Here is a 21,246-nt window from a genome sequence, read left to right as displayed (position 1 = left end):
TAGTCAGGCCGGGCATCTGCCCGGCGAGAGAGAGCGTGACAGTCAGAATTTCAGCGAGCCCTGCATATAGAAGGTGCGGGGTTGGCCAGCATAAATCCCTTTGTTGTTGTCATCGCTGTTCGAACGCGTGTAGTAATCGTGGTCGAACAGATTTTTCACACCAAAGGCCAGATTGAGGTCAGAGAACTGCGGGCCGAAGTCGTAGGCGGCACGAGCGCCCCACAGCATAAAGCCGGGGATACGTCCGGCACTGCCATCGGCGCTTTCGGCAACGGTGTTGGTATTATTGGCAAACTGGCTGGACTGGAACTCACTGTTCAGGTTGAACGTCCAGTTGCCCGGTTGGTAATCGATGCCGAATCCACCCCGATGTTTTGAAGAGAAGGGCACTTGATTACCGTAGGTATCGCCCGCTTCGAGAATTTCAGCATTCACATAGGCGTAGCGCGCATAAACCGATACCGTTTCTAAACGAGGTGACAGGTCGGCGAGGTGATAGCGAGCCTGTGTTTCTAGCCCCGAATGGCGGGTTTTCCCTCGGGTGGTGACGGTATCGTTGGTCTGGTTGGAGTCATACTGGTTATTAAAGTTGACCAGAAAGACGCCCATTTCTGCCGTTAGCGCACCATCGTCGTAGCGGGTGCCGGCTTCCCAGGTACGCGCTTTTTCTGGCTCCACTTTGCCGCTTTTAGCAGCCTTGCCAATTCGGCTGTACTGTACGGTGCCGAATGATCCTTCGGTGTTTGCATAAAGATTCCAGCTGTCGTTGACGTGATAAAGGACGTTCAAGGCAGGCAGCGGCGCGTTGTAGCTGACCGCTTCACCTGTGCCTTTCAGCGTATTGTCCTGATGAGATTTGATGTGCTCGAAGCGCATACCCGGCGTAATTGTCCAGTTGCCAATATCTACGCGATCGTCGATGTACCAGGCGTGCGCTTCTGTCCCCGCGCGGGTTTCGCGGTCGATGGGGCTATTGGTACTCGGCAGCGTCTTGCTAGCGGTACTGGTGAAATAACGCACTTCGTGGGTGGATTCGCTGACATAGCGATAACCTACGCCCACTTCATGAGCGGAGGAACCGAGAGTAAAACTCTGGCTGTAGCGGGGTTCAATGCCGCGCACCCAATATTCGCGTGGAGACAGGGTAAGGATCGCGTTTTGTTCCAGATAGCCGCTGCGCAGCGTGCGCGTGTAGAAGCTCTGAATGTTGAATTTGTGCTGCTGATCTGGCTGGTATTGATAGCCAAAACTGGCAAGCTGACGACGTCCCCAGAAGCGATCGTACGAACGTGTTGACTGCCAGCGGTCAGCATTATAATCGGCACGCGATAGCCCGCCGGGCATATCGGCGCTGCCATCATAATATTGCAGCAGGCTGTTAAAGGTGTGCACCTCGTTTGGCGCGTAGCGGCTTTTCAGCATGACGTCGTCAATACGCGTCGCGCTATGCTCGCGCCAGTCACTGCCGCGCGTGCCGGAGTAAAGCAATGCCGAGCCAAAACCGTTATCGGCCGTGCCGCCAACCAACAGGTTGTGGGTTTCTTTCGGATTGTGCTGTGAAGACGTCGGGCTATGTTGGCCTTCTACGCCAGCGCTAATGCCAAACGCTTTCGGGATCGCGCGGGTGACAAAGTTTACGACGCCACCGACGCTCTGTGGCCCGTAGCGTACTGCGCCGCCGCCGCGTACTACGTCAACAGCATCCATATTGCCAAGAGAAATGGGGGCGAGGGAAAGCTGCGGCTGACCGTAGGGAGCAAAAGGTACCGGAATGCCGTCCATCAGAACGGTGGAGCGACTAGCCAGACGCGGACTCAGACCGCGGATACCAAAGTTCATGGCCAGATCATGACTACCCGTACCGTTATTTTCCGGCGCATAAACACCCGGTATACGGTTTAAGACGTCGCGCATGGTGGTGGCACCGGTCTTGGCGAAGTCTTCACGGCGGATCACATCACGCGCGCCAGCGTGTTCAAAGACATCATTTTCACGGGCTTCACCCAGCCAGTCACCAACGACCGTCAGCGTTTCTTCGGCTGCCGTCGGGATTGGTTCCAGCGTCCAGGCGTTATCACCCAACGCTTTCACTTGCAAACCGCTACCCGCAAGCAGGGCTTTCAGGCCGTCATTAACGGTGTAGTCGCCGTGCAGGCCGCTACTGCGCTTTCCCTGTGTCAGGCTGGCATCCACCGACAGCGTAATCCCGCTGCGGGCGGCATAGTGGTTAAGTGCTTTGTCTAAATCGTCAGCCGCAATATCGTAGCGTGCTGTGGCGGCTGCAGTGGCTGCGTAGGCTATTCCTGTCGTGATACCGACTGTCGACAGCAGGCTGAGCTGTATTGCCATAGCTAAAGGTGTTGCTTTACGAATGGCGCGTAAGAGCGTCATAACATCTCCATCATCATTTTTTTGCATCTATACCTAAGTCGAACGAGAGGGAGAAAAAGGACAATCAAGAATGATAATTTTTTTCGTTATCGTTTAGTTTGCGGGGAAGATATTGACCCAGTAGCGCGTAATATACTGAATTTTAACGGGTAGTGTTTTCTCAATGACCTGTAATACCGTATCGGTATTCTTCAGCGGGAAGGTGCCGCTTAAGCGCAGCGTTGCGACCTCAGGGCTACAGCGCAGCACGCCGTGACGGTAACGCGAGAGGATCGCCATCACATCGCCGAGCGGTTTATTACTGAAGCTGAGAATACCCTGCGTCCAGTTGCTGTCTTCTTCCTCTGCGGATTGGGTTTCACCTAGTTCCCGCGCACTGAAGTGCAGGCTTTCGCCCTGACGCACGATGCGCACTTGTGTCGGATCGTCTGCCAGTACAACTTTCACTGCGTGTTGTTGTACGCTCAGCACCGTGCTGCCTTCTTCCTGACGTACCGTAAATTTGGTGCCCAGCGCGGTCAGTTGACCCTGTCGGGTTTGCACGTAAAAAGGGCGGTTATTGGCATCTTGCCCGGTGGTAATCGCGATTTCGCCATACCAGAGATGAATGCGTCGCTGCTGTGGATCGAAGCGGACATCGACGGCGCTGTTGGTGTTAAGCGAGAGCAAAGTGCCATCTTCCAGGCGCTGCTGACGGATCGCGCCTTTAGCCGTGGCGTAGTCCGCCCGCAGACCTGTTCCAGCGTCAGAACGCCAAAGCTGCCAACTGCCACCCACGCCCAACAACAGCAGCAAACCTTTCATCACTCGGCGACGAGTGAGCTGGGTATCCTGAAGCGCGCGGTGGGCGACGTTGCCCGGCACGACGTTCATCTGGCTGCGTAGGTTTTCTACCTGTAGCCAGGCCCACTGGTGATCTCGATTTTGTTCATACCACTGCTGCCATTTCTCGGTTTGTTGCGGGCTCACGCGTTCGTCGCTCAGTACCGCATACCAATGCGAGGCAGAGCGCAGCGCCTGACGTTGGGAGTCGGTCAGCGGAAGACTCACAGCCCGTGCTCCAGACGAAACAGCAGGCAATGTTCCGTGGCTTTGGCAACATACTTTTTGACTGAGCTGACGGAGACATTGAGCCGCGTGGCAATCTCACCGTAGGCCATGCCATCAAGCTGGGACAGCAGAAACGCCTGTCTCGCTTTGTGGTTCAGTCCATCAAGCATGAGATCGACCCGCTGGAGTGTCTCAAGCTGCTGTTGCTGGATCTCTGGTGAGGGGGCAAGCGCCTCCGGCAACTGCGCCAGCCTGTCTAGATAGGCTTTCTCCAGCGCATTGCGGCGAAAGAGATCGACCATCACGCGTTTGGCAACCGTACACAGGAAAGATTTAGGGTCGCGGATTGCAGTGAGCGACTCGCCGTTCATCACGCGCAGGAAAGTGTCCTGAGCAATGTCATCGGCATCAAAAGAAGATTGGAGTTTGCCCGTCAGCCAGTGCTTTAGCCAGCCGTGATGCGAACCATAAAGCGATTCAAACGTCAGTTCAGCAGAAGTGGTTGCGTGGTCAGACATAATGGTCAGGAGTAGAAAAGTGTATCGGCGGTCAATAATAGAGCGCTATGTTATTATGATAATGGTTCTCATTACAATTGAATCGCGGTGAGATATCGGCACGACAAATGGAATAGAAAACAACTGTCTGTTTTTTAAAGCAAATAGAAAAGAAAATAAATATGTTGCTCTCATGCCGCTCAGACCCTTTGAGCCAGACGGTTATCAAGGCTCTGAAATCCTAATTATTTAGGATATCCATACATTGTCGGAAAAGGTTATGTGCTATGTTGAGTTTCTCGTGATGATGATACGTCGCCCTTCCTATGAGAAAAAACCTGTTAGCTTATTTTCAAACGCTCTATTTTAAGAAAGGTTTGTTCTTATTATCCTTCTGCCTATTTTTTATTCTGGCTTCGCTTTTTGCGTTGGCGCTTGCGATCCATTCGGCTTTCACGCTCAAACAGTTTGAAGGGGATGTAGAGAATTTTTCTAGCGTCACAATTGAACATGCTGGTGAAATAATGGCGCAGGCAACCTCTGCGCTGGATAGATTAGAAGAATATCGTTTGCCTTATTGCGAGGCTCCTCACCTGAATGTGCTCCGCAAGGTGGCTTACGACAATGATTATATTCAGGACGTAGTCTATATCGACGGGAATCGGCCTCGCTGTTCTTCGATGTTGAACGAAATTAATACGATGTTTCTTTCCGCGCCCGACTTTGTCTATAAAAACGCCTACGGGGTTTGGTATAACGTTGAAAGCCCGCTGAATAGCAATAAGAGAATGATTTATGTTGGCGCAACGTATCATCTTGTGGTGTTGAACCCGCGCTCATTTCTGGATGTTTCTTCCTATAGCCATAATATCCAGAGCGCATTGCTGGAGAGAAAGAAACAGGATGGGCAGGTTATCCTGTCGGATTCGATCAATGACGGCGTTTTTCCCCGCCTGATAACGGGAGAAAATCGAACCGATAGATTTTATATTGATAATAAATATTATGTTCTGAAACCGCTATCAAACAGCGATCTTTCTCTAGTGATAAGCGCAGATAAGCCAGTCAGTACCGCACGCTATCTGACGATTTTTTTCTCGGTTTTGCCTCTTCTTATTCTGCTTTCCTTGCTGCTATCCACGTTGATTTCCCGACGAACCTTGACTATTCAGAGCCCACTTTATGTTCTTAACCAGGCACTGAAGCAAAAAGAGTTTGAATTACATTATCAGCCGATTATTGCACTGAATACCGCGCAGGTTGTGGGATGTGAGGCATTGATACGTTGGCGTCATTCAGACGGACACTTAATTATGCCGGATTCTTTTATTCCCATGATCCGTCAGGTTGGGTTGATGAAAGAATTGACGTTATACGTCATTGATGAAGCGCTACAAACCGCTAGCGTATTGAAGAGAAGTTACCCCGAGATGTTTGTCTCCATCAATCTTGAGGCGGCGGAATTCGAGGATATTTCCATTTTCAATTATCTTGTGGAGCACATTACTGCACACGAGCTTGAAGGGACGAATATTAGCGTTGAATTAACCGAATCATCAATGATCGAACCACAAAAAGCCGGACTCATGGTCGAACTGTATCAGCAAAAAGGGATTGACGTTGCCATTGATGATTTTGGTACCGGCTATGCCGGTCTGTCATATCTTGAGCGAGTCAAAGCCAATACGCTTAAAATTGATAAGTCTTTTGTCTGGAATATTAATAACCATTCACCCACGGATATTGTGTTGTCCCATATTGTCAGCATGGCACATTGTCTTAACCAACAAATTGTTGCCGAAGGCGTCGAAACCCCCATTCAGGAAGCCTACCTGAAAAGCCTTGGCGTAGCTTATGCGCAGGGCTGGTTGTATTCCAAAGCGCTCACGCAAGAAGCATTAATTGCGTTTCTGGCGGCAAGGCGAGAAACCATGTCAGACGGGCAGTAAAGTCACGGTAAATGCTGCTTCACTATCAAAAATGAGCATAAAAGGGTAAAATATCGAAAATATGGTAGTTACCTAATGATATTTATTACTTTTTTATTATGAATTTTTCAGGAGTTTATCATGCAACAGTTGCCTCATTGTCCAAAATGCAGTTCTGAATACACCTGGCAAGAGGGTGAAATGCTCAACTGCCCTGAATGCGGAAATGAGTGGTCGGCGACGGGTGATGCGGCGGCTCAGGATGACGCTTTAGTGGTAAAAGATGCCAACGGTAATCTGCTGGCGGATGGCGATACGGTAACGGTTATTAAAGACCTGAAAGTCAAAGGTAGCTCGACTCCGCTGAAAATCGGCACCCGCGTGAAAGGGATTCGTCTGGTGGAAGGCGATCACAACATTGATTGTAAAATCGACGGTTTTGGCCCGATGAAGCTGAAATCCGAGTTTGTGAAGAAAAACTGATTCGAGTGTGGTGATGCGCGCTGGTCTTCCATTTGGTCGGTGCGCGGCACTTTTTCACCTCTGGCTGGTTTTTTCACATCAGACAATCCTTTACCATAGCTGATATTGATTTCTTACCTGGCTATACGGATATCTGATGCGTCATTTGGTTCGTTTTCTCCCTCTGCTCGTTTTGCTCTCTGCCTGTAGCAGTCAGCCAGCTCCTCCTCCCACAGAAGCGCCTTCGGGGAATCCTTTCAAAGGTGGTTTCCTGCTTGAACCTGCACACAATGTCCATCCGTTGGGCGGTGATTTTGCGACTAACGCCGCCACTGCGCGATTTGTCGATAAAATGGTGCTGGAACATGGCTTTAATCGTCAGCAATTGCATGATGTGCTGGTACAGGCGAAAAGTCTGGATTGGGTGATCCGTCTGATGGATAAACAGGCCCCGACATCACGACCGCCTTCAGGGCCGAACGGTGCCTGGAACCGTTACCGCAATCAGTTTATTACGCCAGACAACGTGCAGAACGGCGTAGCGTTTTGGAATCAATATCAGGATGCGCTACAGCGTGCCCAGAATATTTACGGCGTTCCTCCTGAGATCATCGTCGGCATTATTGGCGTTGAAACCCGCTGGGGCAGAGTGATGGGGAAAACGCGCATCATTGATGCATTGGCAACGCTGGCGTTTGATTACCCACGACGTGCCGATTACTTTGCGGGCGAGCTGGAAACCTTCCTGCTGATGGCACGTAAAGAAGGCAACGATCCACTCAGCCTGCGTGGTTCTTACGCGGGTGCGATGGGCTACGGGCAGTTTATGCCTTCATCTTTCAAGAATTACGCCGTGGATTTCGACGGCAACGGACACACCAACCTGTGGGATCCGGTGGACGCGATTGGCAGCGTCGCCAATTATTTCAAAGCGCACGGCTGGGTGAAGGGCGCGCCTGTTGCGGTGCCGGCAAACGGTCAGGCGCCGTTACTCCCGAACGGTTTTAATACCCGCTACTCACTCACTGAACTTCAGGCCGCAGGGTTAACGCCACAGCATTCGCTGGCGGGATACAATGAAGCCAGCCTACTGCGGCTGGATATCGGCACGGGATATCAATACTGGTATGGATTACCGAACTTCTACACCATCACGCGCTACAACCACAGCACGCACTATGCGATGGCCGTATGGCAGCTTGGCGAAGCGGTAGGCCGCGCGCGACAGAACCAGAATTACTAAATTTTGTTGCTTGCTAATAACGGCTGACCACAATCTCTGGGCTGTTTCTTACATAATGCAGGGACGTAAGTGGGGGTTGGCCGTTATCCGGCGTAAGAAATTATGCAGCGGTGAGCGTGACCGCCGAGTGAGCGGCATGGATGCCGCGAAAGCCAGTGCCGCGTCGGACAAAAACGTCAGAGACGTTTTTGAACAGCACTTGTGCTGGCCCGAAGGGCGAGCCCCATTTATGGGGCGAGTAAACGCGTCACTGGTGGCTCGGGTAGCGGTCATGAACACCGATGGCATCGCGCAGCGACATAATTTAGCCGGAAGCCAGGGTTCGCAGGGCGGCGGCGACTGAGCGCCCTGCGTCGGGCGCGTGCTACGAGGTAGCATGAAATAACAGCATTATGGCGCACGAAACGCTCTCTGCGCCTGCATAAAGATGTGACTCCAAGAATCTCACTCTTCCCAATGCTACCTTTGCCTCCAATTTTCCTTGAATCAGCCTCAATACAATCCGCATAGACACCCGCCGCCACCTTATTGGAATATTCGTTCGTGGGGTCTTTTGTAAATCAACCTGTTGCAAACCGAGGCAATCAATGACGACGATGATGGTGGTGTTTCTGCTGGCTGGCATGGTGAAAGGTGTGATTGGCCTGGGATTACCGACGATCGCCATGGGGCTGTTAACGCTGGTCATGCCAGCAGCCAGCGCAGCAGGGTTGCTGATTATTCCTTCGCTGGTGACCAACATCTGGCAGCTCGTCTGCGGCCCGGCCTTTCTTAGCCTGATTAAGCGGTTTTGGACGCTATTTGCCGGAATCATTATTGGGACGTTATGGAATGGGCTGCCCGCGCTAACCTCATCGTCGTCATGGACGAGCGCAGCGCTCGGCGGTATTTTGGTGGTTTACGGCCTCTGGGGCATCGTGGCGACGACCTTGCCGCAGCCGGGACGCCATGAAATCTGGCTCTCGCCGCTGGTGGGCTACATCACTGGAGCAATCACGGCGGCAACGGGAGTCTTTGTGATTCCTGCCGTGCCTTACCTGCAATGTCTGCGACTCAATAAAAACGATTTGGTACAGGCGTTGGGGTTGGCGTTTACCGTCTCCACGCTGGGGCTGGCGTTACAGCTCATGCGGGGGATCGGTCTAGAGGGCATCGATCTCTGGCAGTCGTTGCTGGCGCTGATTCCCGCGCTACTCGGCATGATGATAGGGCAACGTTTGCGCCACGCGATTAGTGAATCGCTTTTCCGGCGCTGCTTCTTTATCGGGCTGATTGCACTGGGTGGATACATGGCGGCACGCGGGCTGCTCTAATCCGCATGCGCTTCGGTAATAAACGCCACGAAATCCTGAACGTAGCCGGGCAAAGTGGAGAACTGACGGGCGCAAATAACCAGATTGCGCGTCGCCCAATCGTCTGACAGCGGGATGGTGTGAACCTCTAGCCGTTCCATCATCCGCTGTGCCGCATGTCGCGGAAGAATACCAATGCCGATACCGCTGTGAATCACCTGCGTGACGGCATCGAAACTGGCTAGGCGCACGCGATAATTCAGACGTTTTCCCAGCTTTCTGGCATGGTCATCAATATGTTCCTGCAACGCAGCACCTTCACTAAGCCCGACAAATTCGGCGTCGGCGATGGCGGAAAAGGCAAGCTGCGTTGTGCCAGACCAGATGCTGGTACGAGGAACCACAACCACCAGTTCATCCTGACGAAACGGGCGAGTTTCCAGTCCGTCTAGCGTCACGGAATCGGCCACAATGCCGAGGTCGGCGGTTTGGTTGCGGATCGCATCAACGATATCGCGGCTGAGCTTTTCATTCACCGCTACGGATATCTGCGGACAAACCACCAAATAGCGGCCAAGTAGGGCGGGTAAATATTCATTCAGCGCTGCCGAGTTACACAACAGGGGAATGTGGCCGCGTAGCCCTTTGCCGTATTGGTGTAATTCGCTGCGCATATGTTCTACCTGACGCAGGATAATGTGGGCATGGTGTGCGAGTGAAAAACCTGCGTCGGTAAGCGAGACGCCTGCTTTTGATCGCAACAGCAGCGGTACGCCCAGTTCCTCTTCCATTCCCCGTATTCGTTCGCTGGCGGCCTGCACGGTCAGGCTGGATGCCGCTGCACCACCGGTAATGCTGCCTGCTTTCTGAATATTGAGAAACAGTCGGAGATCGGTGAAATCGAATCGCATAGGGGAATCTGTCTCGGGTGAGCCGATACCCACTATTATGGTCGCGAGTCAGGGCGACGGCAATCGCCCAGCCTGTGACTTATTGAAACTCCACCCTATTTCTTCCTTTTTCTTTGGCTTTATAGAGCGCTACGTCTGCTGCACCGTATAGCGCATCAAAACTGGTCTTCTGCGGTGCCCAACTGACGCCGAAGCTGGCAGTAACGCGCTGCTGTGGCAGCACGCTGAGTGGCATCCTGTTGAGATCCTGATGGAGTTGGCTGGCGAGGGCGACGGCCTGCATGAGCGTATGCCCTTCCAACAGGATCGTGAACTCTTCACCGCCGACGCGACCAATACTGCTCGTGGTATTCAGGACGTGCTGTACGCGTGATACCAGATCGCAGATCACGGCGTCGCCGGTAGGGTGACCATAGGTATCATTCACCTGTTTGAAGTGATCGATATCCAACACGATGAGCGCTGCCTGATTGCGTTCCAGCGCGTGGTTTATACGTTCAATAATCGCGCCACGGTTATACACACTGGTCAACGGATCGTGGCTGGCTTTGTACTCTAACTCGACCGCCAACTGATTGAGCTGCGCATTCAGACGATTGAGCTCTTTCTCTGCCCGATCGCTGCGTGAAATCAGGCGATGCGACTCTCGTACCAACCGCTGGTAGTGATCGGTTAATGCCATTAGCGTATCGCGATAGACTTCTGCTGGCCTTTCCTGCTGGTTAGCAATGTTGCGCGCGGCGAGCAGAATGTCATATTCCGGTGTAAACAATTCAATTGTGCTCATGATTATCACTCAAAATCGTGCTGTGAAAGGTCAGGGCAGGGAAATCGATGTGGAGTTCTTCACCAAATTCTTCTGCAATGTCGTCGTCTTTGTCGTAATACCAATACAGCGCAATAGAGAGCGCCTGTTCAGCCGCTTGGTTAAGCAGGTTGAATAAACTGAACAGCATCTTGGTGCTGGAGCTGTTGAAGTAAATCAGGGAGACGTGTATTTCGATGCTCGGGAGTGCCTCATCCGGTGGCATCGTTTCTGCGCAGGTCGTCAATGCATGCAGATATGCCTGAATCTCGGTGAGCAGCGGGCGATAAAACGCTGCCGCATTCTCAGGATAAGATTCGCCGGAAAGATAAAGACGGTGTGTGTCAAAATGGAAATCAACTGCCGGGGTACAGGATGTCCCCGAAATATGGAGGTTGCTTATGGTCGTTATATTTTTCATGTCAAATGATTGCCTTCAGATAAAACGTAGATAGCCCCGTTGATGCGTCGGCCCGAAACGTAAACTGGAGTGGCTCACTGGCATCACGCGCGACGGTCAACAGCCCCATATCCGCGCCTTTACTTGATGACGGGGTTTCATCACGCAGAGAGACTTTGTAGGCGAGTCGGATTTCATCAAGCGTCATACCGCGCAACGGTTCAAGACGTCCCCGCAGCTTCTCGACATCGTCAGGGCGTACCGGATTAGCGCACAACAGGAAGTATTTCCCATTTTCGTAACCCAGACACACGGAGCCATGACGAACCTCGACGGGGCTCTCAAGAGCGGTTAACTGTGTGGCGGAATAGCGGGTGATGTTCTGTACCATTTCCACGAATGTGGAGAACAGTCGGCGACGGATACCGGCGGGAAGCTGCTTTTTCTCCAGCTGTAGCCGCATGGTTTCAGCCAGTGAACTGATGATGTTTTGTGAAAAATAGCCCACGTAATACAGCGTGATGTCATGCTGATGAGAGGGCGAAAAGAACTCGGTGTATTTGATGTTTGGCATCATTCTGCCTACCTGATTAAACAAAAGTCGAACAATGTCGGAAGCCCCAAAATGTTAAATCGTCTCGTCGGGTCTGATCGCCCTGGTAGATCTTGTGTGCTGACAGGAGTTGGTTAGCCAGCTCACGCATGGGTTGGTTTTTATAGTGCTGTAGGTGCTCCTGTAGTCGACGTTTACCAAACATAATCCTGCGTTCTCCGCCAATTTGATCCGTCAGTCCATCCGTGGTGATGAAAAACATATCGTTGTCATGAAGCGGCAATTCGTAGCTCGACCACTGGTAGTCATAAGGCGTTTCGGTATAGCCGATACCCATACGATCGCACTGGAGTGGTGTCATCTGTCCGGTGTGGCGTTGCAGCATGAAGGCTGGCATCCGTGCACCGGAAAACGTCAGCGTGTTTCGCGTCATATCGCAGAACACCAGCATCGCATCGCAGCCGTCATTAGAGGTAGAAAGCTGCCGTGATTCGCCGCGTTGCCCCAGCGTATCTTTGATGTGGCGGTTGATCGCTTGCAATAACTGCGCTGGCAACATTGGGCCGTGCTGTGTGAGTGCCTGTTCCAGTGCGGAAGAGAAAATTAGCGTCATGAATGCGCCGGGTACGCCGTGCCCGGTACAGTCCGCGACGGCGGCCAACCAGCCGTTTTGATAGGTTTTAAAGGCATAGCAATCGCCGCCGACACAGTCCCGTGGCTCCCAGGCTAAGCACCAGTCAGCCAGCGAGCGGGACATCGCCTGCGTTGACGTCGTCAGCATCGCGGCCTGAATCACGCTGGCATATTCGATGCTCTGCATAATCTGCTGATGTTGACGCAGGTGCATATCTGATACGGCCTTGATCAGATCGATACCGAGCCCGATACCGATATAGCGTCCGTTCTCGGTGATCATAAAACCGTCCGTCAGCGATTTATCACCAGTAATGACCGTTTGATCGGCGACGTCGTTTAATGAGGCCAGCGCATCAACGATCAGCGGGTTCTTATCCATAAACGCGATGCAGCTCTTTTTGTCGTACAGCTCGCGATAAAAAGGCCGGGACATCTGCGAGAGAAAAATATGGCGGTTGATTAAGCCGAAAGGGCGTCCATCCTCAACGACAGGCAGGCTGACCCATTCTTTATTTTTATTAAACAACTGCAATACGGTGGCGTTGTCGGTGTTAGGAGAAACATCCGGCAAAGGAATACAAAGATCTCGCGCCACCGGAGTACCCCGGAGGAGTGGTCGGGCGCGAGGAACGGACATGGAGATCATGGTTAATCTTTGGGCGGATTTATCTTTAAGTAAAAATACCTGCCCTTGATGACCAAATGATGACAATTACCCGCTTTGGGTAAGGTTATTGTGCGTCTAGTACGTTGGCCATGATCTGATTTTGCCAGTCGAAGTAAGGGTTAAACGTCAGGCGCACGTGGGTTTTGCCGTTTTCTCTATATCCCCAGTCGGAATACCACAGCGTGCTGCGATCCGCGCAGGCCGCCAGGTCGCTATTGGTTTGTCCATTGGCACAAATGACGATTGCTCCCGTTTTGCCGTATTCCTTATTCTCTGGTGAAAACAGGAGTGACATATGCGAAAACTGGCTGATACGCCATTCAGGTAGCGAGCCGGTTCGTACCAACACGCGCGAGGAATGCACGCCGGCAGGGCGATCGCCATACCAGATCAGGCGGCTGCGCGGATTGGTAAACTGCGTATCGAACGCGTTAACAACATAGGTCGTATCGACGACGGAATCATGCTCCGCCAGCACGATTAACACCGGTTTGTCATAAGATTTTTTGGCCAGTTGTGAACGAACACCGCTGCTGGAATAGTAATATTGGGCGAAACCATTGGTCGGTACTCGCATATAGCGGGTCGCTAGCTGCTCAGGATAGCCGGGGCGCGGTGGCATCAGCCAGTCGGTGAACACAGACAGCAGTGGCGTCATGAAATCGTATTTTTCGTTGGATTTAATGGCCGGTGAAAATAGTACCAATCCTTTGATTTCAGGATGTTGTGAGGCGTATTCCAGAGCCAGATTGCCGCCGGTCGAAAAGCCGCCCAGATAGACCTCATCGACCTCTTTACTGAGGATGGCGGCCTGCTCGGCGACCACTTTGCGCCAGTCATCAACGGTGACGTGCAACAGATCGGAGGGCCGAGTGCCGTGGCCTGGCAGCAAAACGGTTCTGACCAGAAAGCCTTGTTTGACCAATTCCGGCGTGACGTCAATGAACGAACCGGGTGAGTCTCCCAGTCCGTGCACCAGCAAAATCGCTTTATGCGGTTGACCCGCAGGACGGGTTTCACTCGGCGTGTTCCAACGTAATTCCAGCTGTTTATCCGTGGTTTGGAAGGCTCGATGCTGCGCTACCCAGCGTGTAGTGTCTTGCTGATAACGCTCGAATGATGTTTGCCCTAATGGCGTGATGTCGCGCGGATTACTATTGCATCCGACGACGAAAAGCACGCCAATGATAGCGAACAAACCTGTCATCACTCGTTTCCAGACTGCCCACGAAACGAACCGGAATACGTCTATTGTCATTTATGCTCCTTGCCTGCTGGCAACATCAACCTGCTCGCTAACGGGATATGGCGTTTCGACACCACTATATCTGAAATTATTTGGCATGCATGGCGCTCAACGTGCTGGCGCGGTGGGGCTTCATGTTATACTTCAGACAAATTGGGCGTTTTTTCTGTCTTTTGGTCAGGCCAATATTACGATGGCCGATGTTGAATAAAGGGATGGCGGTATGCGTTTATATCAGCAGATTGGTGACAATCTTCGCGCGGAAATTCTGAAGGGAAACTATCAGATTGGCGACCGCTTGCCTCCCGAACGTGATATTGCTGAAACCTACAACGTCAGCCGTAGCGTGGTGCGTGAAGCCTTAATCATGCTGGAGTTGGAAAAGCTGATTGAAGTGCGCAAAGGTTCCGGTGTCTATGTCATGCAACTCCCGACGGCACAGGGAAAAGACAGCGTCGTGGACAGCGATTATGGTCCTTTCGAGTTGATGCAGGCGCGTCAGCTACTGGAAGGTGAAGTCGCTGCGTTTGCCGCAATGCAGGCGACCAAGAGTGACATTGTGAAGATGCGACAGGCCATTGAACAAGAAAAGGCATCGCTTGAGAACGGCAGCGTGGATGAAAGCGCCGATGAACAATTCCATTGCCTGCTGGCGCAGTCTACCCAAAACAGCGTCTTAGCCAATATGGTGTATGAGGTTTGGCAGGCACGTAAGCGCAGCCCAATGTGGCAGGGAATTCACTCCCATACCGATGATTTCAGCTATCAGCGCCAGTGGCTGGACGATCATGAACAGATCCTGCGTGCCGTATCGCGTCGTGATGTGAACATGGCGCGGCAGGCGATGTGGCAGCATCTGGAGAATGTAAAAATTAAACTGTTGGAAATCTCGAATGTAGACGACCCCACATTCGATGGTTACCTGTTCGAGTCTGTTCCCTCACGTCTGGAATCCTAATTTCCCAGTATGTCTTTTCTTATGTGAACTTTCTCTCCGGCATCGCATCGGTGTACGGAGAGAAAAATATGTCAGACCAAATAGCCCTGCTCTTGACTGTTTTTTCATTCCTATAGCCTTTTTATGCATGCTGTTAGTCCAAATAACAGATTTTTTGTGTAATTGGTCAATCAATTTGTGAGTTTCGTTTGACAGCCGATTTCGGTGAGGTAGGCTTTTGCTATCTGGACGAAAACCACTATTTTGGCAAAAAAAGGGTAACTCGGTATGGAACAAACTTGGCGTTGGTACGGCCCGAACGATCCTGTCTCATTGGATGATGTGCGGCAAGCCGGAGCGACCGGCGTGGTGACGGCGTTACACCACATTCCCAATGGTGAAATTTGGACCGTTGAGGAGATTGAAAAGCGCAAAGCTGAATTGAAGGCGAAAGGGCTGGTATGGTCGGTAGTAGAAAGCGTACCGGTTCATGAAGAGATAAAGACTCAGACAGGGAATTATCAGCAACATATTGCCAACTATCAGCAATCGCTGCGCAATCTGGCGCAGTGCGGCATTGATACGGTGTGCTATAACTTCATGCCGGTGCTGGACTGGACGCGAACCGATCTGGAATATACGCTGCCGGATGGTTCAAAAGCGCTGCGTTTTGATCATATTGCCTTTGCGGCTTTTGAACTGCATATCCTGCAACGCAGCGGTGCTGAAAAAGATTACACGGCGGATGAGCAGGCACAGGCTGCCGACTACTACCGTGCGATGAGCGAAGAGGATATTGCGCGGCTGACGGGCAATATTATCGCGGGTCTGCCGGGGTCCGAAGAGGGCTATACGCTGGAGCAATTCCGTGGGCGCTTGGCGGAGTATGATGGTATCGACCATGCCAGGCTGCGTGAGCATCTTGGGCATTTCCTCCGCGAAATTGTGCCAGTGGCGGAAGCCGCGGGTCTCCGCCTTGCTATTCACCCCGACGATCCACCGCGTCCGATTCTTGGGCTGCCGCGTGTGATGTCCACGATTGACGACATGCGCTGGTTAAAGCAGACGGTTGATAGCCTTCATAACGGTTTTACCTTCTGTACGGGGTCTTACGGTGTGCGGGTAGATAACGATCTGGTTAACATGCTGGAAACGTTTGCCGATCGTGTGCATTTCACCCATCTGCGTGCTACCTGTCGCGAAGAGAATCCCAATTCGTTCCACGAAGGGGCGCATTTGCAAGGGGATGTGGACATGGTGGCGATCATCAATGCCATTCTGGCAGAAGAGCTGCGTCGTCAAAACGCGGGTGATCGTCGTCCGATCCCGATGCGGCCAGATCACGGGCATCAGATGCTGGACGATCTGAAAAAGAAAACCAACCCCGGCTACTCGGCAATTGGGCGTTTGAAAGGGCTGGCTGAACTGCGTGGTGTTGAGCTGGCGCTGAAGCGCACGCGGTTTACCGAGTTGCAGCAGGGCTGATGAAATGAAACAGACCGTGCTTAGTAGCACGGTCTGGTGAAGGTTGATGCGTCAGGACCCCAGAGGGGTTTATACCCGTCATACTTCAAGCTGCTTGTGCGTTGGCAATACTCTGCTCATCTCTGAGCCTTGCCCTGAAGGGCCGCCGTAAACGGCGTTCAAATTGGCTAAGCCAATTTGTCCTTGCTCACCCCAGTCACTTACCTGAGTAAGCTCCTGGGGATTAATGAACCTCATAAATGAGGTTCCCCCTTCGGGCTAGCGCTAGCGCTGTTCAAATCGGTTTAAAACCGATTTGTCACGCGATTGCCGCCTTCACGCAACTCGAATTATTTAGGGTATAGATATGAATTATGCCAGCAGAATTACAGAGCTTTCACGTTTGAACGGCTGACTTTGCAGTTCTTGGTATCCCATTTCTCGCCGTGTTTAGGTGATTCGCCTTTGCCTTTTTCTACACCGGTAAACTCTTCACATACAGGCGGTTTACCTTCTTTGTAGTTTTTAATGCGTAGATCGCGAATTTCAGCGACATCACCAAAGTTGCGGTTTACACCAGCAATGCTGCCGATGGTGCCGTTAACGGTTGCGCTGATGATGGTGAGGTTACGTGGGCCACCATTGTTGGTGCAGTCACCGCAAGAACGCCACAGTTTGCCGTGTTGACCTGTCAGGGTGAAATTGCCCTGTACGATAGTGTGGCTGTTTTTGGCATTCTGTTGCAGCACTTTGTCCGGTTTACCGCCAGGGCCATTGGTGGTGTTATGTGCAATACCGCCGACGATGGTCATGGTTTTACCCAGGTTGGTTGCTGCATCTTCACAGACGTCTTCCCAGATCACGTTTTCGATACGGCAGTTGCCTGATTTACAGTGGATACCGTCAGAACCGCCTTTTTCAGAGATACGCAGGTTCTTGATGCTGGCATTTTCCAGCGTGATAACAGGGGGCTGATCGTCACCGTCGCCTTTACAACTCAGACCCAGAGTAATACCGCCGCAGTCGACGGTTTTATCTTTGATCACCGCGCCCGCTTTACATTCTGAGCTGGCAGCCTTAAGTGACGCTGCGCGAAGTGGTGCCGGATCCAAACTGGCGTTGGTCGGGGCTGCGTTAGATTTCTGAACGCTATTATTGCCGCTAACCGTATCCACCCAATACCAATATTCCGACTTCGGATTAGCGGTTAAATCCGTAAAGGTTCTGTCGGTGGAATTGAGTTCTGCGATTTTTTCGCTGCCAGCCTGATTATTATTGGTGCTGCGATACACATCCTGACGAACAACATTGCCTGCATCGGTAGACCAACTTAAATAGGTAGCATTATCTTTTTTCAGCAGCATTAACATAGTGTCATCAGCTTGAGCCTGAAAAGAAAAAGCAGCAGTACATAAAAATATCGGTGTTAAATACTTAAACATGTGTTTTTCCTTGTAAATTAAACGGATATTTTTTCTCTTTATTTAGGGAATAAAGAGGGAGTCCTAGCGCATCGAGGGGGATTATATAGTAGAGAGTATGAAATGAATAATAATTCGGCGGAATTGTTGAGATTAATCAGATTATTTAATTTAGTCTGTTATTATTTTATATTTAATTTTATTAATTGTTTATTATATTTTATTTAATTATTTTTTGAATAATTAATAAGGATTCGGAAGGTTCTTATTAAAAAATAAGAAAAATGAATATCTCTGAAGAGAGAAAAATCTTACCACTCGCCGACAGATGCACGTGACGGGATTCGTTTTGTTTCCACGTTCTGTTGATACTTCATTTAATTTTCTGGTGATAATTTAATCACGCGTAAACCGTATGTCTTTTCCAAGAAACACATACCCTAAATAATTCGAGTTTCAGGCAGGCGGCAAGAGAATGACAAATTCGTCTGGAACGAATTTGACCAGCCAACGGCTGGCCTTCGGCGAGAGACAGGATGTCTCTCATTTAATCCCGATGAGCTTACAGAAGTAAGTGATTCGGGTGAGTGACAAATCTGCCAAAGGTAGGTTTGAACGCTGCTTGCAGCGGCCCCAGCGGGGCGAGACACACGCAAGTGTGCCGAGTATCGCAGTCAACGCACATGCAACTTGAAGTATGACGGGTATAGACAAGGTTTTATGTAAATGGACTTTTATTAATCTACATGTGTATGTCCGACAATTTTTAGTTTCTATAAAAGCGTTTTATTTTTCTTATTAAGCCAGAAGGAAGCGTAATTCCTTTTTTAGTGACAACAACATTGCGGATATCTATAAAGTAAGGTTTGACATGGAATATCAATCAGGCAAACGCGTTTTATCATTATCACTGGGCCTTATCGGCCTGTTTAGTGCTTCGGCATGGGCTTCTGATTCGCGAACGGTGAGCGAACCGAAAGTACCGACTTCTTGTGCGGTGCTTAAAGCAGATAGCAGCACGGCCACCAGTGCCATTCAAAAAGCACTGAATAATTGCGGGCAGGGAAAAGCGGTAAGATTGAGCGCGGGAAGTTCTTCCGTCTTTCTCAGCGGTCCGCTTTCCCTACCTTCAGGCGCCAGCTTATTAATCGACAAAGGGGTGACCCTGCGGGCTATAAATAACGCCAAGTCTTTTGAGAACGCACCTTCATCCTGTGGTGTGGTTGATAAAAACGGTAAAGGCTGTGATGCTTTTATTACCGCCGTGAGTACCACGAATAGTGGAATTTACGGGCCGGGCACCATTGATGGGCAAGGGGGCGTGAAGCTTCAGGATAAAAAGGTGAGCTGGTGGGAGCTGGCCGCCGATGCCAAAGTGAAAAAGTTAAAACAGAATACCCCTCGGCTGATTCAGATTAATAAGAGCAAGAATTTTACGCTGTATAACGTCTCTCTCATTAACTCTCCGAACTTCCACGTCGTGTTCAGCGATGGTGATGGTTTCACCGCGTGGAAAACCACGATTAAAACGCCGTCCACCGCCAGAAATACCGATGGTATTGATCCGATGTCGTCAAAAAATATCACTATTGCCTACAGTAATATTTCAACGGGTGACGATAACGTCGCGATCAAAGCGTATAAAGGCCGGGCAGAAACACGCAATATCTCCATCCTCCATAATGACTTTGGTACCGGACATGGCATGTCGATCGGTAGCGAAACCATGGGTGTTTATAACGCCACTGTCGATGATTTGAAGATGAACGGCACCACCAATGGCTTACGCATTAAAAGCGACAAATCGGCCGCTGGCGTGGTCAACGGTGTTCGGTATAGCAATGTCGTGATGAAGAACGTGGCGAAACCGATCGTGATTGATACGGTGTATGAGAAAAAAGAAGGGAGTAATGTCCCGGACTGGAGCGACATCACGTTTAAGGATGTGACATCTGAAACCAAGGGCGTCGTGGTACTGAACGGTGAGAATGCTAAAAAGCCGATAGAAGTGACGATGAAGAATGTCAAACTGACCAGCGACAGCACATGGCAAATCAAGAACGTCAACGTTAAGAAGTAGTTCCATTATTCGTTGTTTTGTCATGACAGCGCCGCACGGGAAGCCGAGCGGCGCTTTTGCTTGTGACTTATACTCATTGTACCGTGCGCTGACTTAACGCTCACGCAGCGCTTCATTGACCTTGTTCAGCGGCTTAATCAGATAATCCAGCACGCTTTTCTGGCCCGTTCTTATCTCGACGCTGGCGACCATACCGGGCACGATAGGGAATTTCTCACCCACCTTGTTAGTCAGCTCCGCCTGCATCGTTCGCACATAGACGCGATAATAAAACTGATCGCGCCTGACTTCGTCCTGAAGGGTATCGGGCGACACGCTTTCGACTTCACCCGTTAAATTGCCGTAGATGGAAGAATCATAGGCGGTGATTTTTACCGTGGCAGGCAAACCCGGTCGGATATAGGCAATATCGCGTGGATTGATGCGCGTTTCGATCAGCAACTGATCTTCCAGAGGTACGATCTCCATCAGTTTACCGCCCGGTTGCAGCACCCCGCCAACAGTGGTTACCTGAATGTCTTTCACAATCCCACGCACTGGGGACGTGATGGTGGCGCGCTTGAGCTGGTCGGCTTTTCCGCTGACCACTTCCATCTGTGCCTCCAGATCGGCGTTGTTTTTGACCTGTTCTTCCCGCGCCCGCACGGCGTATTGATTGCGTGCTTCATCGATTTTCCCGCGTATTTCAGTAGTTTGTCGGCGTAATCGGATCACCTCAACGGCGCTGGCGGCACCGCGCTGTACCAGCGGCTCCGTCATCCGCAGCTCCTGCTCCACCAACTGCATCGACTGTTGAAGGTTGGCGACCGTTTCATCGCGATTGCGCAAACGCGATTCATAAAGCTGACGTTCCCGCGCGGCCAGCGCAGGCTCCTTCGTGGTTTCTGCGCTGAATTTTAACGGTGCTCCGCTGAGTTCGGCGTGCAGACGTTCAGCCGACGCCCGCAGCGTCTGTACGCGCGAGAACGCTTCGCCGTAGACAGACTGAAAGCGGTTGATGTCCAACTGTGCCAACACCTGTCCTTTCTCGACGACGTTACCCTGCTGCACATAGAGCTGGCCGATGATCCCGCCATCCAGACTTTCAATCACTTGCGCGCGGGTCGACGGGGTTACCTTACCGCTCCCGACTGACACTTCATCCAGCACGGCGAATTTGGCCCAGACAAAAAACACGACCAGCCCCAGCAGGCTGAGCCAGATAATGACGGAGACGCGTCGACCCTGGCGTTTCAGGTCATCATGGATCGTGATGCTACTCAT

At 51.3% G+C, this 21,246-nt stretch carries 19 protein-coding genes; 8 read left to right on the top strand and 11 right to left on the bottom strand.

What is annotated here, in order from left to right; translation table 11 throughout:
* Positions 1-42 precede the first annotated feature (42 nt).
* The 3 genes from fecA to fecI all read right to left on the bottom strand — a co-directional run bounded on the left by fecA (position 43) and on the right by fecI (position 3,959).
* A complete protein-coding gene (gene fecA / locus DUT67_RS16890) occupies positions 43-2,391 on the bottom strand; it encodes a TonB-dependent Fe(3+) dicitrate receptor FecA (RefSeq protein ID WP_113632033.1) in 2,349 nt (782 codons plus the stop codon).
* Between the two features lie 93 nt (positions 2,392-2,484).
* Complete coding sequence (fecR, locus tag DUT67_RS16885) at positions 2,485-3,441, bottom strand: ferric citrate uptake sigma factor regulator FecR (protein WP_113632032.1); 957 nt, start codon at positions 3,439-3,441, stop codon at positions 2,485-2,487.
* Positions 3,438-3,959 carry a ferric citrate uptake sigma factor FecI gene (gene fecI, locus DUT67_RS16880; RefSeq protein WP_113632031.1) on the bottom strand — a complete coding sequence of 174 codons (522 nt, stop codon included), beginning with the start codon at positions 3,957-3,959 and terminating at the stop codon, positions 3,438-3,440. The genes fecR and fecI overlap by 4 nt, the downstream gene beginning before the upstream one ends.
* Positions 3,960-4,264: 305 nt before the next feature.
* Between fecI and DUT67_RS16875 the strand changes: the two genes are divergently transcribed.
* The 5 genes from DUT67_RS16875 to DUT67_RS16855 all read left to right on the top strand — a co-directional run bounded on the left by DUT67_RS16875 (position 4,265) and on the right by DUT67_RS16855 (position 8,884).
* Positions 4,265-5,887, top strand: a complete 1,623-nt coding sequence (locus DUT67_RS16875; RefSeq protein ID WP_113632030.1) for an EAL domain-containing protein — start codon at positions 4,265-4,267, stop codon at positions 5,885-5,887.
* Positions 5,888-6,007: 120 nt separating this feature from the next.
* Positions 6,008-6,349: a zinc ribbon domain-containing protein YjdM gene (locus tag DUT67_RS16870; protein ID WP_113632029.1), complete on the top strand. Its 342-nt coding sequence runs from the start codon at positions 6,008-6,010 to the stop codon at positions 6,347-6,349.
* A 136-nt stretch (positions 6,350-6,485) separates the two neighbouring features.
* A complete protein-coding gene (gene mltB / locus DUT67_RS16865) occupies positions 6,486-7,571 on the top strand; it encodes a lytic murein transglycosylase B (RefSeq protein WP_113632028.1) in 1,086 nt (361 codons plus the stop codon).
* Positions 7,572-7,626: 55 nt separating this feature from the next.
* Positions 7,627-7,914, top strand: coding sequence for a hypothetical protein (locus tag DUT67_RS16860; RefSeq protein WP_223254592.1), 288 nt, complete (start codon positions 7,627-7,629; stop codon positions 7,912-7,914).
* A 244-nt stretch (positions 7,915-8,158) separates the two neighbouring features.
* Positions 8,159-8,884 carry a sulfite exporter TauE/SafE family protein gene (locus tag DUT67_RS16855; RefSeq protein ID WP_223254591.1) on the top strand — a complete coding sequence of 242 codons (726 nt, stop codon included), beginning with the start codon at positions 8,159-8,161 and terminating at the stop codon, positions 8,882-8,884.
* Here DUT67_RS16855 and DUT67_RS16850 read toward each other — a convergent pair.
* The 6 genes from DUT67_RS16850 to DUT67_RS16825 form a co-directional block, all read right to left on the bottom strand.
* Positions 8,881-9,774: a LysR family transcriptional regulator gene (locus tag DUT67_RS16850; RefSeq protein ID WP_113632027.1), complete on the bottom strand. Its 894-nt coding sequence runs from the start codon at positions 9,772-9,774 to the stop codon at positions 8,881-8,883. The genes DUT67_RS16855 and DUT67_RS16850 overlap by 4 nt on opposite strands.
* Before the next feature lie 79 nt (positions 9,775-9,853).
* Complete coding sequence (locus DUT67_RS16845) at positions 9,854-10,561, bottom strand: GGDEF domain-containing protein (RefSeq protein ID WP_011092684.1); 708 nt, start codon at positions 10,559-10,561, stop codon at positions 9,854-9,856.
* Positions 10,548-11,000, bottom strand: coding sequence for a DUF1987 domain-containing protein (locus DUT67_RS16840; RefSeq protein WP_011092685.1), 453 nt, complete (start codon positions 10,998-11,000; stop codon positions 10,548-10,550). The genes DUT67_RS16845 and DUT67_RS16840 overlap by 14 nt, the downstream gene beginning before the upstream one ends.
* Position 11,001: 1 nt before the next feature.
* Complete coding sequence (locus tag DUT67_RS16835) at positions 11,002-11,556, bottom strand: SiaB family protein kinase (RefSeq protein WP_113632026.1); 555 nt, start codon at positions 11,554-11,556, stop codon at positions 11,002-11,004.
* 13 nt (positions 11,557-11,569) lie between these two features.
* The gene (locus tag DUT67_RS16830; protein WP_113632025.1) at positions 11,570-12,814 is read right to left on the bottom strand and encodes a SpoIIE family protein phosphatase; all 1,245 of its coding nucleotides are present in this window, start codon (positions 12,812-12,814) and stop codon (positions 11,570-11,572) included.
* A gap of 85 nt (positions 12,815-12,899) precedes the next feature.
* Positions 12,900-14,093, bottom strand: a complete 1,194-nt coding sequence (locus tag DUT67_RS16825) for a carboxylesterase (RefSeq protein ID WP_113632024.1) — start codon at positions 14,091-14,093, stop codon at positions 12,900-12,902.
* 211 nt (positions 14,094-14,304) lie between these two features.
* Here DUT67_RS16825 and DUT67_RS16820 point away from each other — a divergent pair, with 211 nt between their 5' ends.
* Entirely contained in the window at positions 14,305-15,039 is a 735-nt protein-coding gene (locus tag DUT67_RS16820) for an FCD domain-containing protein (protein ID WP_113627596.1), read from the top strand.
* Between the two features lie 267 nt (positions 15,040-15,306).
* Positions 15,307-16,503, top strand: a complete 1,197-nt coding sequence (gene uxuA, locus DUT67_RS16815; protein WP_113632023.1) for a mannonate dehydratase — start codon at positions 15,307-15,309, stop codon at positions 16,501-16,503.
* 365 nt (positions 16,504-16,868) lie between these two features.
* Here the strand turns inward: uxuA and pelI are convergent, their stop codons facing one another.
* Positions 16,869-17,924 (bottom strand): pectate lyase PelI, encoded by a 1,056-nt coding sequence (gene pelI / locus DUT67_RS16810; RefSeq protein ID WP_113632022.1) that lies wholly within the window; start codon positions 17,922-17,924, stop codon positions 16,869-16,871.
* 850 nt (positions 17,925-18,774) lie between these two features.
* Here pelI and DUT67_RS16805 point away from each other — a divergent pair.
* A complete protein-coding gene (locus DUT67_RS16805) occupies positions 18,775-19,983 on the top strand; it encodes a glycoside hydrolase family 28 protein (protein WP_113632021.1) in 1,209 nt (402 codons plus the stop codon).
* A 93-nt stretch (positions 19,984-20,076) separates the two neighbouring features.
* On the opposite strand, the gene DUT67_RS16800 is transcribed toward DUT67_RS16805, so the two are convergent.
* Positions 20,077-21,246, bottom strand: a complete 1,170-nt coding sequence (locus DUT67_RS16800) for an HlyD family efflux transporter periplasmic adaptor subunit (protein ID WP_113632020.1) — start codon at positions 21,244-21,246, stop codon at positions 20,077-20,079.

This window comes from Pectobacterium peruviense, from assembly GCF_003312355.2.
GTDB lineage: Bacteria > Pseudomonadota > Gammaproteobacteria > Enterobacterales > Enterobacteriaceae > Pectobacterium > Pectobacterium peruviense.
This window is presented reverse-complemented; position numbering and strand designations above follow the sequence as displayed.